16 protein-coding genes are annotated in these 16208 nt (G+C 63.6%); 5 read left to right on the top strand and 11 right to left on the bottom strand.

All coding sequences use genetic code 11. The features are described from left to right. Positions 1–20 precede the first annotated feature (20 nt). From ACG97_RS04685 to ACG97_RS04660, 6 genes are all read right to left on the bottom strand, one after another. Positions 21–692, bottom strand: a complete 672-nt coding sequence (locus ACG97_RS04685) for a GntR family transcriptional regulator (RefSeq protein WP_047966175.1) — start codon at positions 690–692, stop codon at positions 21–23. A gap of 408 nt (positions 693–1100) precedes the next feature. Next, positions 1101–1517: a DUF2721 domain-containing protein gene (locus tag ACG97_RS04680; RefSeq protein ID WP_047966174.1), complete on the bottom strand. Its 417-nt coding sequence runs from the start codon at positions 1515–1517 to the stop codon at positions 1101–1103. A 2-nt stretch (positions 1518–1519) separates the two neighbouring features. Then, positions 1520–2134 (bottom strand): L,D-transpeptidase, encoded by a 615-nt coding sequence (locus ACG97_RS04675; RefSeq protein ID WP_053068069.1) that lies wholly within the window; start codon positions 2132–2134, stop codon positions 1520–1522. Beyond that, on the bottom strand, positions 2134–2877 hold the full coding sequence (tadA, locus tag ACG97_RS04670; protein WP_047966173.1) for a tRNA adenosine(34) deaminase TadA: 744 nt from the start codon (positions 2875–2877) through the stop codon (positions 2134–2136). The genes ACG97_RS04675 and tadA overlap by 1 nt, the downstream gene beginning before the upstream one ends. Positions 2878–2930: 53 nt before the next feature. After that, positions 2931–3629, bottom strand: coding sequence for a bifunctional 2-polyprenyl-6-hydroxyphenol methylase/3-demethylubiquinol 3-O-methyltransferase UbiG (gene ubiG, locus ACG97_RS04665; RefSeq protein ID WP_047966172.1), 699 nt, complete (start codon positions 3627–3629; stop codon positions 2931–2933). 9 nt (positions 3630–3638) lie between these two features. After that, on the bottom strand, positions 3639–4958 hold the full coding sequence (locus ACG97_RS04660) for a TRZ/ATZ family hydrolase (RefSeq protein WP_047966171.1): 1320 nt from the start codon (positions 4956–4958) through the stop codon (positions 3639–3641). A 348-nt stretch (positions 4959–5306) separates the two neighbouring features. On the opposite strand from ACG97_RS04660, the gene ACG97_RS04655 reads away from it, so the two are divergent. From ACG97_RS04655 to ACG97_RS04635, 5 genes are all read left to right on the top strand, one after another. Beyond that, positions 5307–8126 (top strand): EAL domain-containing protein, encoded by a 2820-nt coding sequence (locus ACG97_RS04655; RefSeq protein WP_047966170.1) that lies wholly within the window; start codon positions 5307–5309, stop codon positions 8124–8126. A 434-nt stretch (positions 8127–8560) separates the two neighbouring features. Continuing rightward, entirely contained in the window at positions 8561–9949 is a 1389-nt protein-coding gene (locus tag ACG97_RS04650; RefSeq protein ID WP_047966169.1) for a tryptophanase, read from the top strand. A gap of 84 nt (positions 9950–10033) precedes the next feature. After that, complete coding sequence (locus ACG97_RS04645) at positions 10034–10795, top strand: hypothetical protein (protein WP_047966168.1); 762 nt, start codon at positions 10034–10036, stop codon at positions 10793–10795. Positions 10796–10913: 118 nt separating this feature from the next. Continuing rightward, the gene (locus tag ACG97_RS04640; RefSeq protein WP_047966167.1) at positions 10914–11303 is read left to right on the top strand and encodes a hypothetical protein; all 390 of its coding nucleotides are present in this window, start codon (positions 10914–10916) and stop codon (positions 11301–11303) included. A gap of 113 nt (positions 11304–11416) precedes the next feature. After that, a complete protein-coding gene (locus ACG97_RS04635; protein WP_082133645.1) occupies positions 11417–12520 on the top strand; it encodes an alpha-hydroxy acid oxidase in 1104 nt (367 codons plus the stop codon). A gap of 75 nt (positions 12521–12595) precedes the next feature. Here the strand turns inward: ACG97_RS04635 and ACG97_RS04630 are convergent, their stop codons facing one another. The 5 genes from ACG97_RS04630 to ACG97_RS04610 form a co-directional block, all read right to left on the bottom strand. Beyond that, positions 12596–13012: a YbaY family lipoprotein gene (locus tag ACG97_RS04630; RefSeq protein WP_053068066.1), complete on the bottom strand. Its 417-nt coding sequence runs from the start codon at positions 13010–13012 to the stop codon at positions 12596–12598. After that, positions 13009–13530 (bottom strand): FixH family protein, encoded by a 522-nt coding sequence (locus ACG97_RS04625; protein ID WP_047966165.1) that lies wholly within the window; start codon positions 13528–13530, stop codon positions 13009–13011. Before ACG97_RS04625 ends, ACG97_RS04630 begins: the two co-directional genes overlap by 4 nt. Before the next feature lie 2 nt (positions 13531–13532). Next, positions 13533–14957 (bottom strand): cytochrome c oxidase accessory protein CcoG, encoded by a 1425-nt coding sequence (ccoG, locus tag ACG97_RS04620; RefSeq protein WP_047966164.1) that lies wholly within the window; start codon positions 14955–14957, stop codon positions 13533–13535. Between the two features lie 151 nt (positions 14958–15108). Continuing rightward, the gene (gene ccoP / locus ACG97_RS04615) at positions 15109–16023 is read right to left on the bottom strand and encodes a cytochrome-c oxidase, cbb3-type subunit III (protein WP_047966163.1); all 915 of its coding nucleotides are present in this window, start codon (positions 16021–16023) and stop codon (positions 15109–15111) included. Then, entirely contained in the window at positions 16020–16205 is a 186-nt protein-coding gene (locus tag ACG97_RS04610) for a cbb3-type cytochrome c oxidase subunit 3 (RefSeq protein WP_047966162.1), read from the bottom strand. The genes ccoP and ACG97_RS04610 overlap by 4 nt, the downstream gene beginning before the upstream one ends. Positions 16206–16208: the final 3 nt, after the last annotated feature.

The raw sequence follows: 16208 nt of genomic DNA, 5'->3' as shown, positions 1-16208 counted from the left end.
TTTTTCATGGCTGCTGCGGCTTAGCTGCCGTCGGCACCGAGTGCCGTGGCCGAGGCTTGCGCCAGCTGGCTGTAGTCGTGGCCGAACTGCTGGATCATCTGGCGCAGCCTGGACTGGTCGCGGGCGATGATCGCCTGCAGCAGGCCGTCGAGGAAGTCGTGGGTCTGTTCGATGCGGCTCTTGCCGGCGCGCAGGATGGCAAACAGGCAGCGCTGCGACAGCGGCAGTAGGTCGTGCAACGTCTGCGCCAGGTAGCGGTTGCCGGCATGCTGGTACAGCGCACCGAGAAAGCTGACGCCGTGGCGGTAGAAGCCGTCGAGATCGTCGTTGCGGTTGCACTCGCCCAGTGCGGTCATCAGCTCGAAGAAGTCGGCGAGGTCATCGTTCTGCCAGTTGTGCGCCAGATGCGATACCGCCTGCTCCAGCAGCACGAACCACAGCTCGAAGAAATCACGCACGTCGCCAGCGGTCATGCTGGCGACAATGGCGCCACGGCGCGGGTAGATGTCGACCAGGTGGCGGCGCTGCAGGATCAGCAAGGCCTCGCGCACCGAGCCGCGGCTGACGTTCAGTTCTGCGGCAATGCGCAGTTCCTGGATGCGTTCGCCGGGCAGCATGTTGCCGGTGATGATCTGGTTGCCGAGAAAGCGGGCAATCTGTTCGGTGAGGGAATCGTTGGCCTTGAAGCTCATTAAAGCTCCTGATGAATTCGACTGGGGGCGTTGCGGTACGCGCTGTAAACTTTATATTGTCCGGCAATCGGACTGTATCCGCATTCTAGCATCAAACCGGCGCCCCGGCGCGGCAGCGCCGCACGCGCCGCGTGTTGCAAAATCACCCGTTTTCGCCGCCGGCGCCAAAAAAGCACTTGCGTGAAAACGCACCTCACCTTACGATTCAAACGCTTGTTTAAATCAGGGCCGGGCGAGGATCATGAGGGGCTAACATCATAAGTGGCTCGCAAGGAAATGGTTGAGACAGCTGCTTCAAGAGCAATAACGTCGCTTGTTATTGCGTGTTCCATCGGGAACCTTGCAGGTACGACACGGGTGTTACCTCCCCACTAGGCTGGGGAGGTTTTTTTTTGCCTGTCCGCCGCGTCAGCGTGGGCTCTTGTCGCGCGCGCGTTCGGCGGCAACCAAGTCGGACAGCAGAATGTTCAGCGCGTCGGTCGACATGCGCAACTCCAGCAAGGACATGCCCAGCGAGCTGATCAGCAGCAGCAGGCTGGTGCCGAAGGTGATCTGTGCCGCCTGCGGCCAACCGGTGTAGATCTGGAACATGGCCACCACACACAGGAACAGGCTGCCCACGCCCATGCTCTGCATCCACTTGATCAGCGCGATGCGGCGGCGCAGATTGCCGATCTGCCGGACCAGCTTGTCGCTGGGGGTCTGTTGATAGTCGTCATACAGATTGCGGATGATGCTGGCCAAGGCCAGATAGCGGTTGGTGTAGGCGAGCAGCAGCAGGGAAATGGCCGGAAACAGCAGGGCCGGGGTGGTCAGGTTGAGCATGGCTAGTTTTCTTCGCTGATCAGCACGTCGATGCCGTTGGCGGTCAGGTTGTAGAGTTCGATCACGTCTTCGTTGCGCATGCGCACGCAGCCGCGCGAGGTCGGCGTGCCGAACGGCACGTGCTGGCCGGCGCCGTGGATGTAGATGGCACGGTCATAGCTGTCGACCTCGCCGCCCTGGTTCTTGCCCGGCTCCATGCCGCACAGCCACAGGATGCGGGTCAGGATCCAGTCCTTGTCCGGGTTTTCGGCAGCCAGTTGCGGCGTGTATTTCCACGGTGTCACCTTGCGCCGGTAGATGATGGTGTCGGCGGCGACATCATCGCCGATGCGTTCGCACACCCGGTGCCAGCCGCGCGGGGTCTGGTAGCTGTTGACGCGCTCGCCGACGCCGTTTTTGGCGGTGGACACGGTGTAGCGTTTCTGCGGCAGGCCGCGCTGGTCGTAAAGGGTGAGCGACTGCTCGTCGACGCTGACATGCAGCCACGGCTGGCCGGGATTGAGGCGGTTGGCATGGGCAGCCACCAGCGCTGCGTCCTGCTGCTGCAGGATGAAGTCGGCCGGGCTGGCGAGTAGGCTGCCGCTGCAGCACAGCAGCAGTAGCAATAGCCGTTTCATCACGCGTCCTTCCTGGCGGTGTGGCGGCGCTGGCGGAAAAAGTCGGCCAGCAGGCCGGCACAGCTTTCGGCGTCGATGCCGCCATCGATGGCGGTCTGATGATTCAGTTTAGTCTCGGCAAACAGGTTCAGCACGCTGCCGGCGGCGCCGGTCTTGGCATCAAGGGCGCCGAACAGCACGTGGTCGATGCGCGCGTGCAGGATGGCGCCGCTGCACATCGGGCACGGCTCCAGCGTGACGTAGAGCTGGCAGCCGGCCAGCCGGTAGTTGCCAAGGTTGGCCGCAGCGTCGCGCAGCGCCAGCATCTCGGCGTGTGCCGACGGGTCGTGGCTGGCGCAGGGACGGTTGTAGCCGCGCCCGATCACCTCGCCATTCCTGACCACCACCGCGCCGACCGGCACCTCGCCTTCCGCGGCCGCCTGCTGCGCCAGTTCGCGCGCCAGCGCCATGAAGCGCTGCCGCTCGGCCAGCGGCGGCAACGGTCGTTGCGGCGGCAACTGTGCCAGCGCCGTGCGCAGCCACAGGCGGTCGTCATCGTCCAGCTGCGACCAGTGCACGCCGCGGATTGCCGCTTCCAGCGCGTACAGCAGTTTCAGTGTCACGGTGTGGCCAGCGGCCTTGAGCAGGGCATAGGCGCGCGCGGCGCCGTATTGCGCCAGCGTCGGGCGATCGCTGATGTCCAGCGCGTGCAGCCAGCGGATGGCGGCGGGGGGTAGCGGTGGGGAGAGCAGGGGTGCGGTCATGTTGTCCAGACGGTTGCGGCCAACCTTGAGGTTGGCCGCAGGCCGGGGCGGCCTCAGGCGAGGCGGCGGGTGGCCATCAGGTAATTGACGTCGGTGTCGTCATTGAGACTGTAGACGCGGGTCAGCGGGTTGTAGCCGATGCCGGCCAGCGTCTCTACGCCCAGTCCGGCGTTGCGCGCCATGCGCGACAGCTCCGACGGCTTGAGGAAGCGTGCGTACTCATGCGTGCCTTTCGGCAGCATGTTCAGCACGTACTCGGCACCCAGCACCGCCAGCAGGTAGGACTTGGCATTGCGGTTGAGGGTGGAGAAGAACACCCAGCCGCCCGGCTTCACCAGCTGCGCGCAGGCGCGCACGATGCTTTGCGGATCCGGCACGTGTTCCAGCATTTCCATGCAGGTCACCACGTCGAAGCTCGCTGGCGCCTCGGCGGCGAGGTCTTCCACCGCGACACAGCGGTAGCTGACGCTGACGCCGGATTCCAGGCTGTGCAGCTGCGCCACTTTCAGCGATTTCTTGGCGAGGTCGATGCCGGTGACGCTGGCCTCGTAGTGGGCCATGCTTTCAGACAGGATGCCGCCGCCGCAGCCGACATCCAGCACCGCCTTGCCGGCCAGGGCCGCATGCTGGTCGATGAAGTCGAGGCGCAGCGGGTTGATCTCATGTAGCGGTTTGAACTCGCTGTCCATGTCCCACCACTTGTGGGCGATCTGGCTGAATTTGTCGAGTTCCTGTTCGTCAACGTTGCTCATGCTGGTTCCTTAATTTCCGAGAATGCGGACGCGCCAGCTGTCGGCGCGGGCTTTCAGTTCTGCTTCGTCCAGCGTGGTCAGCTTGCGCTCGCGCAGGACATTGCGACCATTGACCCACACATGGCTGACCTGTTCGCGGCCGGCGGCATAGACGATGTGCGAGATCGGGTCGAAGTTGGGGCTGGTCTCGATCTGGGCCAGATCGACGGCGATCAGGTCGGCCTGCTTGCCGACGGCGATGCTGCCGACCTTGTGCTCGATGCCCAGTGCACGGGCACCGTGCAGCGTCGCCATGCGGATGGCGGTGGCGGCCGGTACCGCGGTCGGGTCGAGGGTGCCGACCTTGGCCAGCAACGCGCCCATGCGCGTTTCGGACAGCATGTCCAGCTTGTTGTTCGATGCCGCGCCGTCGGTGCCGATGCCGACGTTGACGCCGGCGGTCAGCAGTTTCTGTACCGGGGCGATGCCGGACGCCAGCTTCATGTTGGAGGTCGGATTGTGCGCGATGGACACGCCGTGCTTGGCCACCAGCGCGATTTCGGCGTCGGTGAGGTGCACCATGTGCGCGGCAATCAGGCGCGGCGACAGCAGGCCCAGATTGGCCAGCCGTGCCAGCGGCCGTTGCTGGTATTGCTCGACGCTGCCGTTGACCTCATCCATGGTCTCGTGGATGTGGCAGTGGATCAGCATGTCCTGCTGCTCGGCCAGCGTCACCACCTTGCGGAAGGTGTCGTCGGCTACGGTATAAGGAGCGTGTGGTGCCAGGGTGAAGGTCACCAGCTCCTCGCCGAGGAACTGGCTGCGCTCGGTCATCGCCTTGCTGATGTAGTCGTCGGCGTTCTGTGCGTAGACAGTCGGGAATTCCAGGATCGAACAGCCGACAAAGGTGCGCATGCCGGCGGCCAGCGCGGCGCGCGCCATCGCGGCATGGAAGAAGTACATGTCGTTGATGGTGGTGGTGCCGCTGCGGAACATCTCGCCCATCGCCAGCAGCGCACCGTCGAACACGAAGGCATCGCTGACGTGCTTGCCCTCTGCCGGCCAGATGTGGTTCTGCAGCCAGTCCATCAGCGCCTTGTCGTCGGCCATGCCGCGCAACAGGGTCATCGCCGAGTGGCCGTGCAGGTTGACGAGGCCCGGCATCAGCACGTGGTTGTCGAGGTTCAGGTGTTCGTTGGCGCTGACGCCGGCGACTTCTGCCGGCGACAGAATGGCAACAATGCGGCCATCGCTGATCGCCAGCGAGTGGTTGTCAAGAATGACACCATCTTGTTCTACTGTAATAATCCAGCGTGCGGTGATGAGTTGGTCGTAATGACGATGCGACATTGGTGTGTGACCCTGTAAATAATTGCCGGCGATTGTAGGCAGCGCCGTGCGCTTTCGACAACCCGCCTGCGGCTGCCGGCGCGCGCGATAAAGCATAATTGTAAGGCAAAGCGGCAGCAGGCTCGTGCTGCGCTGCGCGATGGCAAACATTTGCAGTCGCTTTGCCGCTGAGACACAATGATCCGGTACGACGATTGTAGCGCAGGCGCATAAGCGGATTCACGTTGCAGTCGTCACTGCAGGCCTGCAAGCGCCCCACCCGTGGCGAGCGGCAAATGAACTGGCTTGGTAACAGTCAGGCTTTTCTTAAAAATAAAATAATGTGGCAGCCCTGCGGCAACCCGATATATGACAAGACAAGCAGAAACGTTTGATTACTCCCAGCCTGGCGGCAGATTGTCGCTGCGCCAGGCATTCCTGATTGCCGTTGTGCTCGGCCTGCTGTTTCCCGCCCTGTTGATCAGTTTCCTCAGCTTCAACCTGCAGCGCGACAAGATGGAGACGCAGCTGGCGGTCGACCAGAACCGGCTGCTGGAGATCGTGGCGCTGGGGATGCAGGAGCCGCTGTGGAACCTCAGCCGCCAGGCCGGTGCACCGCTGGTATCGTCGGTGATGGACGACGAACGCATCATTTCGGTCCGCGTTTCCGACACCCAGTCCAATACCATCTTCCTGTCCGCGCTGCGCAGCGAACGCCGTATCGGTGGCGTGGCCTTCGTGCAGAAACCGGTGGTCTATCGCGGCGAGGAAATCGGCCAGGTCAACATCGAGTTCGACACCGAGCATCTGGGCATTGCCCAGAAAAACCAGCTGAAGGACCTGCTGCTGATCGTGGCGGCGCAGCTGCTGCTGTCCATCGTGCTGATCATGAGCATCCTCAACTCGCGCTTCCTGAAGCCGATCCGCCAGCTGTCGGAGCAGGCCACACAGTTGGCCGCACTGAAGCTCGACCAGCCGTTTCAGTGGGGACGCCAGGACGAGATCGGCACCGTCGGCAAGCATCTGGAATGGATGCGCGCCGAATTGAAGCGGCTAATCGACGAGCTGAAGGCCAAGACGCTGGCGCTGGAGGCGGACATCGAACGCCGCCGCGAAGTGGAAGACGCGCTGCGCCGCTCCGAAAACAAGTACCGCGAGCTGTTCTGGTCCAATCTGGACGGCATCGTGATCAGCTCGCTGGAAGGGCAGGTGATCGACGCCAACCCCGCCTTCCTCAGCCTGATCGGCTACAGCCTCGACCAGCTCAAGCTGCAGAACTTCTGGAAGGTGGTCTCCGACAACAGCGAGGCGGTGGAGCGCTACAACCTCGACAACAAGGTGATGCGCTTCGGTTTCTGCGACGAGTTCGAGGTCGAGTACATCAACCGACTCGGTAGCGCCATCCCGGTCAGCGTCAAGACGGTGGCGATGCGCGACGCCGACGGTCGCATCACTGCGGTGTGGCGCATGGTGCGCGACATCTCCGAGCGCCGTGCCGCGGAAGAGCGCATGCAGCTGGCGGCCAAGGTGTTCGAGAACACCGCCGAAGGCATCATGATCACCGATGCGCAGGTCTGCATCCGCAGCGTCAACCGCGCCTTTACCGAGATTACCGGCTTCGGCCAGGACGAAGTGCTGGGCCAGCGGCCAACGGTGCTCAGCTCCGGCCGCCACAACAAGGAGTTCTACGACAGCCTGTGGTCGGTGCTCAACGAGCAGGGACAGTGGCAGGGCGAAGTGTGGAACCGCCGCAAGAACGGCGAGGTGTACCCGGAGTGGCTGGCGATCAATGCGGTGAAGAGCTTGGCTGGCGAAGTGACGCACTACGTGGCGATCTTCAGCGACCAGTCGGAGCGCAAGGCTGCCGACGAGCGCATCCAGTTCCTGGCTCACTTCGACGTGCTCACCGGCCTGCCCAACCGCGGCCACCTGCAGGATCGCGCGCTGCTGGCGATCCAGAACGCCTCCCACGACAACGGCAAGCTCGGCGTGCTGCTGCTCGATCTAGACCGCTTCAAGACCATCAACGAATCGCTGGGCCATGCCGCCGGCGACATCCTGCTGAAGATCGCCTCCGAGCGCATCCGCCGCGTGCTGGGTGCCGGCGAAGTGGTGGCGCGGCAGGGTGGTGACGAGTTCCTGGTGCTGCTGCCGCTGATCAACGATGCCGCCGATGCGGTGCATGTGGCGGAAAGCATCCTCGCCGAGTTCGCCGCGCCGATCGACGTCTACAGCCACTCGCTGGCGATCACCGCCAGTATCGGTATCAGCCTGTTCCCGGACGATGGCCGCGATTTCGACACCCTGGTGCGCAATGCCGACGCGGCGATGTATCACGCCAAGTCCAGCGGTCGCAACAACTACAAGTTCTACACCGCCGATCTCAACGCCCGTGCGCGCGAGATCCTGGCCATCGAAAGCCAGCTGCGCCACGCCGTCGACCGCCACGAGTTCGTGCTGCACTACCAGCCGCAGGTGGAGATGAGCAGCGGCAACATCATCGGCGCCGAGGCGCTGATCCGCTGGAACCATCCGACGCTGGGGCTGCTGGGGCCGCTGCACTTCATCGATGTCGCCGAGGAACGCGGCTATATCGTGCAGATCGGCAACTGGGTGATCCGCGAAGCCTGCCGCCAGATCGCGGAATGGCACGGCAAGGGGCTGCCGCTGATGACGGTGGGGGTCAACCTGTCGGCGCTGCAGTTCCGTCACCAAGATCTGGTCGGCTTGCTGCAGGACGCGCTGGCCGAGTACCAGTTGCCGGGCAGCTGCCTCGATGTGGAAGTGACCGAGAGCGTGATCATGGACGACCTGGAATCGACGGTGCAGACCATCCGCGCCATCCAGGCGATGGGCATCCGCATGTCGATCGACGACTTCGGCACTGGCTATTCCAGTCTGGCCTACCTCAAGCGCTTCAAGGCCGACAAGCTGAAGATCGACCGCTCCTTCGTGCGCGACATTCCGGGCGATCAGGACGATACCGCGATTACCCGCGCCATCATCAACATGTCGAAAAACCTCAACATGCAGGTGGTGGCGGAAGGGGTAGAGACGGTGGAGCAGTGGCAGTTCCTGGCACAGGAAGGCTGCCACCAGGTGCAGGGCTACCTGCTGTCCAAGCCGGTGTCGGCAGAGGCGGTGGAGCCGCTGCTGCGGCAGAAGTGCCTGCTGCCGCGACTGGAGTAAGCGGTCGCGCCTTGCCCCGGCTTTGCCGCCACGCCACGAGTCTGCCTCGTGGCGTTTTTGTTATCGTCGCATGTTGCAGCGCAGCTTGCTGACGACGGATAGCGGGTGTAGCCTGTTGTCTGTCGTGCATGGGCACGACCTGTTGCCAAGCCCTGGAGAAACTGCCCGATGAAGCGCAATGCTTGCTCGTTCCGGGCTGCCGCCATGTCCGGCTGCCTGACGGAACACTGGTACACCCTCGACATCGTTCTTGCCTACGACTTCCCGCGCGCCTGATGCCTGCCGCAGCCATCCGGCTGCCCCTGCTTTTCCTTTCCTACAATTGAATTGACGCTTGTGGCCCTCGCTGACACGCCGCCTGTCTGCGCGCGATCCCGCTCCGGCAGCATGCCGGCGTGCGCCTGAAGCTTGGCTGCAAGGCAAGGAGCATCATCATGGCACGACGCATTCCCGAACCATTCCGCATCAAGATGGTAGAGCCGATCAAGCAGACCACCCCGGAATTCCGCCGCCAGGCACTGGCCGAGGCCGGCTGGAACCCGTTCCTGCTGCGTGGCGAGGATGTCTATATCGACCTGCTCACCGACAGCGGCACCGGCGCGATGTCCGACCGGCAGTGGGCCGGCATCATGACCGGCGATGAGGCCTACGCCGGCAGCCGCAACTACTACCAGCTGGCCGATACCGTAAAAGAGGTGTTCGGCTACCAGCACACGCTGCCGACCCACCAGGGTCGCGGTGCCGAGCAGATCCTGTTCCCGGAGCTGGTCAAGCGCTGTCAGGGTACGCAGCCGGTATTCCTGTCCAACTACCACTTCGACACCACCAAGGCCCACGTCGAGATCGCCGGTGCCCGCGCCATCAATGTGCTGACGCCCAAGGCGCTGGACACCACCACGCCGTACGACTGGAAGGGCGACTTCGACCTGCCAAGGTTGGCCGCAACAATAGAAGAAGTCGGTGCGGCCAACGTCGCCGGCCTGATCGTCACCGTCACCTGCAACAGCGCCGGTGGCCAGCCGGTGAGCATGGCCAGCATCCGCGAGGCGGCGGCGCTGGCGCGCCAGCACGGCATCTCGGTGATCATCGACGCCGCGCGCTTCGCCGAGAACGCCTGGTTCATCCAGCAGCGCGATCCGGACTACGCCGGCGTGCCGGTACCGGCCATCGTGCGTGAAATGTTCAGCCACGGCGACATGTTCACCATGTCGTCGAAGAAGGACGCGCTGGTCAACATCGGCGGCCTGTGCTGCTTCAAGGACGACATCGAGCTGTTCCGCACGGTGCAGGTGCGCTGCGTGGCGATGGAAGGCTTCATCACCTACGGCGGCCTCGCCGGCCGCGACATGGCGGCGATGGCAATCGGCCTGCGGGAGGGCATGGACGAAGACTATCTTGCCTACCGCATCGGTCAGGTGGCGTATCTGGGCGAGCGGCTGGCGGCCGGCGGCATCCCGATCCAGACGCCGACCGGCGGCCACGCGGTGTTCGTCGATGCCAAAAAGCTGTTGCCGCACATCCCGGCCGAGCAGTTCCCGGCGCACGCGCTGGCCTGCGAGCTGTATCTGGAAGGCGGTATCCGCGGCGTGGAGATCGGCTCGCTGCTGCTGGGGCGCAATCCGGCCACCGGCGAGCAGGAAACGTCGCCGTTCGAGCTGTTGCGGCTGACCATCCCGCGCCGGGTGTACACCAATGACCATATGGACTACATCGCCGACTGCCTGATCGACATCCAGTCGCGTGCCGCCGGCATTCGCGGCCTCGCTTTCGATTACGAGCCGCCGATCCTGCGTCACTTCACCGCGCGCCTGAAGCCGGTCTAACGCGGTCGCCCCCAAACGGACAAGCCCGACGTTCGTCATGACGCGCGGCTTGTCCGTTTTTGCTTATCGGGCGACGATAGAGCGATGAAAGCGCCCCTGATCGTTGCCCTGCTTGCCAGCAGCCTGTCCTTGCCGGCGTCGGCCGAGGCCGTCACCACCGTGACGCTGTCCTATTCCGGCCGCGCGCTGATTTACGACGGCGAGCTGACCGCCGCCGCCAATCGCCGCCTGTTCGCCCTCTATGACGCGGCGACGGTGAAGCCGGCGACGCTGGTCATCAGCAGTGCCGGCGGTAATTTCGCGCACGGTCTGGAGCTGGGCACATGGCTGCATCGTCAGCCGCTGCACCTGCATGTGCCGTCGTACTGCAATTCCGCCTGTGCCAATTACGTGTTCACCGCCGCGAAAAGTCGCGAGCTGGGCGATTACGCCATCGTCGCCTTTCATGGCGGCATGACGGACACGGCCGACCGCCGCGCGCAGCTGCAGGCGCAGCTTGCACCGGGTAGCCCGGCTACGGCGCAGGCGCGGCTGGAACGCTATCTGCGCGACGGCCTGCAGCGCGAAACGCGTTTTTTCCGCGACATCGGCGTGGACCAGCGCATCACCTCCTATGCCTATCAGGCGCCGTATCGCACCGCCCTGGCGCGCTATCCGTCGTGGACTTATTCGCTGGCCATGCTGGCGCAATTCGGCGTGCGCGATATCCGCGTCAGCAGCGGCGAACGCTGGTTTCCGCGCCCGGCCAAGCATGGCCTGTTGCTGATCGAGGCGCCAGGCCGCTTTGGCTGCATTGCGCCGGGCATGGCGATCGACCGGCTGCTGGACTGTGCCAGCGCGTCATGACGTGCTGTTGCCGATGCGGGCCGGGTTTGATGTTGCTCTGGACTGTTCTATGGTTAGGCAAGAGTGTTGCTCCGGCCGACAGTGGTGGGCCAGAGCAGGTTTTCCGGGAGCTGCCAGCATGGAAATCAAGCTGAACAATCCGCACGGCACCGTCTGGCTGCGGCTGGCCGCCGTGTATTTCGTGGTCGGAGTCTGGCTTGGCATCTACATGGGCGCCTCCGGTGACCGCTCGCTGTATCCGGTGCACGCCCACCTCAACCTGCTGGGCTGGGTGTCGATGGCGCTGTTCGGCATCCTGTTCCGCAAGTTTCCGGCCATGGGGGCGTCGCCGTTGGCGCGCATCCAGTTCTGGCTGTACAACCTCGGCTTGCCGCTGTTGATGCTGGCGGTGGCGGCCATCCATCGCGGCTACCGTGCCATGGAGCCGGTTGCCGGCGTGGCGTCCATCGTGCTCGGCATTGCAGTGCTGCTGTTTGCTCTCAACGTGTTCCGCAATGCCGGCAACTAGCCGGGCCTGACGACGGTGCTGGTCGGCGGCGGTGTCTGCTTGCGCGCATCTTGTAGTTGATAGTAATTCTCGATTTGGCTATGGTGCGGTTTTCACTTTCCCCGCGCCGCGCCATGACCGCCAAGTTGCTCCCTCTCGATCACATCCCCGCCGATCTGGTGTCCGCGGCCGACTACCAGCGCTACGCCGCGCGTCACATGAGCGCCAATGCCCGTGCCTATGTCGACAGCGCCGCCGCGGACGAGCTGAGCCATGCGGCCAACCTTGCCGCCTTCGCGCGCCGGCAGTTGCAGACGCAGGTGCTGGCCGATGTCCGCGGCGGCCATTGCCGTAGCGAGCTGTTCGGGCTGTCGCTCAGCCATCCGCTGTTGCTGGCGCCGGTGGCGTACCAGAAGCTGGTGCATGCCGACGGCGAGCGGGCGGCCGCCTATGCCGCCACCGCCATGGGCAGCAGCATGCTGGTCAGCACCCTGGCCAGCACGCCGCTGGAGGAGGTCGCCGCCGCGGCGCAGGGCGCATTGTGGTTCCAGCTGTACTGGCAGCACGACCGCGCGGTGGTGGCGGAACTGGTGCAACGCGCCGAGGCCGCCGGTTACCGTGCGCTGGTGCTGACGGTGGATGCGCCGCTGGCCGGGGTGCGCAATGCCGAGGCGCGTGCCGGTTTCCAGCTGCCGCCGCGGGTACAGGCCGCCAATCTGGCGGGCATGGCGCCGTTCCAGCCGGCCTTGGCGGCGGGGCAGAGCATGGTGTTTGACGGGCTGATGGCGGTGGCGCCGAGCTGGGCGGATATCGACTGGCTGCGGCAACAGACGCGCTTGCCGCTGCTGCTGAAGGGGGTGCTGGCGCCACGCGATGCGCGGCGGGCCATGCAGCAGGGAGTGGACGGCCTGATCGTGTCCAACCATGGCGGGCGGGTGCTGGATTCGGTGCCGGCCAGTCTCGACGCGCTACCGCGCATCGCCGAGGCGGTTGACGGTGCGCTGCCCTTGCTGCTGGATGGTGGCATCCGCCGTGGCAGCGACATCCTGAAGGCGCTGGCGCTGGGGGCCTCGGCGGTGCTGATCGGCCGTCCCTATATTCACGCACTGGCGACCGCCGGTGCACTGGGGGTGGCGCACCTGCTGCGCACGCTGCAAGAGGAACTGGAGGTGGCGATGGCGCTGACCGGTTGCCGCACGCTGGCCGACATTTCGCCGGAGGTGTTGTGGCCTGAGTGACGCGTTGCGGCCAACGTTGGCCGCAACCATCCGTCGCGTTAAAGCAAAACGGCCCGCAATCGCGGGCCGGTTTCTTTAGGCGGAGATCATCTGCAGAGTGATGTCCGGCGCCGCCGTGCCGCCATCCAGCACCGGATAGGGGCGGGCGCTGTGCATGCGCAGTTCGCCGTCGACGAACAGGCGCACATCCACGGCGTAGCGCTGGCCGGCGTCGATGGCCTGCGGGTCGTAGCACAGCGCGAAAGTGGCCGGAAAGCTGATCTTTTCCAGTGATTGCTCGGCGATCACCGCCGCGGCATCCGCGCTGTCGCCCAGCGCCAGCAGGCGCACGCGCAGCAGGGTCTTGTCCTGCGGCCACAGTATTTTCTCGCGGTACGACACCGTGCCGTTCAGATAGGCCAGGGTTGGCCGCACCGGGGTAGCGCAGGCGGCCAAGAGGCCGGCCGACAGCGCCAGCAGCAGCTGGCGGCGGGGAAGGGTGGTGTGCATCATGGGGTTGGCTCCGTGCTGGCCTTGCCGAGGGTGACCATCGCGCCTTCCGCCGGTAACCATTCACTCTGTACCCGCCAGCTGCCCTGTTTATCCTGCAGCCGCACATACCAGTGGCTGACCTGGTCCGGTTTCAGTACGCCCTGGTACAGCTTGTCGCCAACGCGTTGCAGGGCGATGCGCTGGTCGCCTTGCTGCCGGGTCGGGTGCAGCAGCAACAGTTCCGGCGTGCCGGTCAGCGGCTTGGCGCTGGTGTCGACCACGCGCACGCTGCGCATGTCGTCGCTGAACATCACCTGGGCGTTGATGCCCAGCGACTGGGCGGCCAGGTCGCGCTTCAGCTCCAGGTTGATGTCCTTGCCCTGCTTGTAGTAGTCGTCGTTGACCATGTCGTCGGCGCCACGCACGATGATGCCGAAGGTGACAAAGCCGGCAATCACCACCAGCAGCGGCCCCGACATCAACAGCCAGAACCAGCGCTCCTTGTACCAGGGGCGCGCCGCCCCTGTTTGTTTCTGCATCGTCATTCTCCGATAAAGCTCGATTTTTCCTCGATGGCGGTGCCATCCGGTAGCGACTCGACCCGGAAGTAGATCTTGTGGCTGCCCTTGGTCGCGTATTGTGGATCAGCCTGCACCCGCACGTCGATCTGTTCGTTCTCGGTGGCCTTGACCACGATGTCCTTGCGGTCTACCACCAGTTTCAGGTCCGGCAGGCCTTCGACCGTGATGCGGAAGTGTTGTTCCGTTTCCGACACGTTGATGATGCGCACGCTGTAGTTGTTCTCCAGCCAGCCGTCGTCGGTCTCGCGCACCAGCGAGGCGCGGTCCTTCAGGATGTCGACCTTGAACGGTTTGCGCATCACCAAGGACGTGACCGCGGCACCGAAAATGATGACCAGCAGCAGCAGGTACAGCACCACGCGCGGCCGCTTCAGCCGCGACCAGAATTCGCTTTCCGGATACTTGCCTTCCAGCGCCGCCTCGGTGGTGTAGCGGATCAGGCCTTTCGGGCTGCCGACCTTGACCATCACCTCGTCGCAGGCGTCGATACAGGCGGCACAGCCGATGCATTCGTACTGCAGGCCGTTGCGGATGTCGATGCCGACCGGGCACACCTGCACGCAGATGCCGCAGTTGATGCAGTCGCCGAGACTGGTATTGTCCTGGCCCTTCTTGCGCGCGCCGCGCGGTTCGCCGCGCTTTTCGTCATAGGAGATGATCAGGGTGTCTTCGTCGAACATCGCGCTCTGGAAGCGGGCGTACGGGCACATGTACTTGCACACCTGCTCACGCATGTGGCCGGCCAGCAGATAGGTGAAACCGGCGTAGAAGAACATCCAGAAGATTTCCCACGAGCCGTAGTCGAAGCTCGGTAGCGCGGCGACCAGATCCAGCATCGGCGTGAAGTAGCCGACCAGGGTAAAGCCGGTCAGCAGCGAGAACACGATCATCAGGCCCTGGCTGGTGGCGCGCAGGCGCAGCTTGCGCAGCCCCATCGCCTCCTTGTCGAGCTTGAGGCGCTTGTTGCGGTCGCCCTCCACCAGCTGCTCGATCCAGATCATGATCTCGGTGTAGACGGTTTGCGGACAGGAGTAACCGCACCACAGCCGGCCGGCGATGGTGGTCCAGGCGAACAGCGCAAAGGCGCAGCACATCAGCAGGGCGGCGAGGTAGACGAAGTCCTGCGGCCAGATGGTGAGGCCGAACAGGTAGAACTTGCGGTTGACCAGGTCGAACAGCACCGCCTGGCGCCCGTTCCATTGCAGCCACGGCAGGCCGAAGTAGAACAGCTGGGTGGCGACCACGAACAGGATGCGCCAGTTGTTGAACAGGCCGCTGACGCTGCGCGGATGGATCTTTTTCTGTGCCTCGTACAGCGACACGGTCTGCATTTCCGGTTTGGCCGGCTCGACCCTGACCGGGATGTCTTTCAGCTTTTGGCTCATGCTGCGGTTCCTGGCTAGAAAATTTCGCGAAATACACAATTCATTATGTACTGTGCGAACTGTTCTGAATGGCGATTTATTTTACCAATAGATATATTGTATGCCGCAAAAGATACTGCCCGCTTGCGCGGGCAGTATTGAGCAGCATCAATTACTCTGCTTTGGCCTTGTTGGAGAGGCCCCAGACATAAGAGGTCAGCAGGTGAACCTTGCCGTCGCCGAGGAAGTCTTTCCAGGCCGGCATCTGGTTGTTGCGACCGTTGGTCACGGTTTCGATGATGGTCTTCTCGGTACCACCATACAGCCAGATGTTGTCGGTCAGGTTCGGAGCACCCAGTGCCTGGTTACCCTTGCCGTCGGCGCCGTGGCAGGCTGCGCACACCGCGGTAAAGGTTTCCTTGCCGCGGCTGGCGCGTTCGGCGTCATGCTTCTTGCCGGACAGCGACATCGCGTAGTTGGCCACATCCTTGACCTTTTCTTCGCCGAAGGCGGCGCCGAAGGCCGGCATCTGGCCGTGACGGCCACCATCCAGCGTGGTCTTGATGATTTCCGGGGTGCCGCCGTACAGCCAGTCGTTGTCGGTCAGGTTCGGGAAGCCCTTGGCGCCGCGTGCGTCAGAGCCGTGGCACTGGACACAGTAGGTCTGGAACAGGCGCTTGCCCATGGCCTGCGCTTCCGGATCGGCCGCCACGGTTTTCACGTCCATTTTCATGAACTTGTCGTACAGCGGCTGGTACTTGGCTTCCGCCTGGGCTTTTTCTTCCTTGTACTGGCCAACGGAAGTCCAGCCACGGATGCCTTTCCAGGTACCCAGACCCGGGTACAGCACCAGGTAGACGGCGCCGAAGATCAGGGTGATGTAGAACATCAGCATCCACCAGCGCGGCAGCGGGTTGTTGTATTCCTCGAGGTCGTCATCCCAGACGTGCCCCATGGTTTTTACTTCTTCCCCTTTTTGTACCGTGGTCTTCGACTGGCTGAACAGCAAGTACGTCAAACCGACGATACCTACGATCACGATCACCGTGATGTAGATACTCCAGAAATCACTCACGAAATCACTCATTTCTTCGCTCCGTTAGCGGCGTCAATCCCGTGCTGCTCTTCCTCGTCGCCATTGAAGACAAGGTTGGCCGCATCGTCATAACGCCTCTGCGATTTTTTACCGAAGGCACCGATCAGGATCACGATAAACGTCACAAAACAGAATACCGTGAACAGGATGCGGGCCAGATTGGTCAAGTCCATGAC

The sequence above is a fragment of the Vogesella sp. EB genome, from assembly GCF_001037925.1.
Lineage (GTDB): Bacteria > Pseudomonadota > Gammaproteobacteria > Burkholderiales > Chromobacteriaceae > Vogesella > Vogesella indigofera.
Note: the sequence above shows the minus strand (reverse complement) of the source record. Positions and strands in the feature narration are given on the sequence as shown.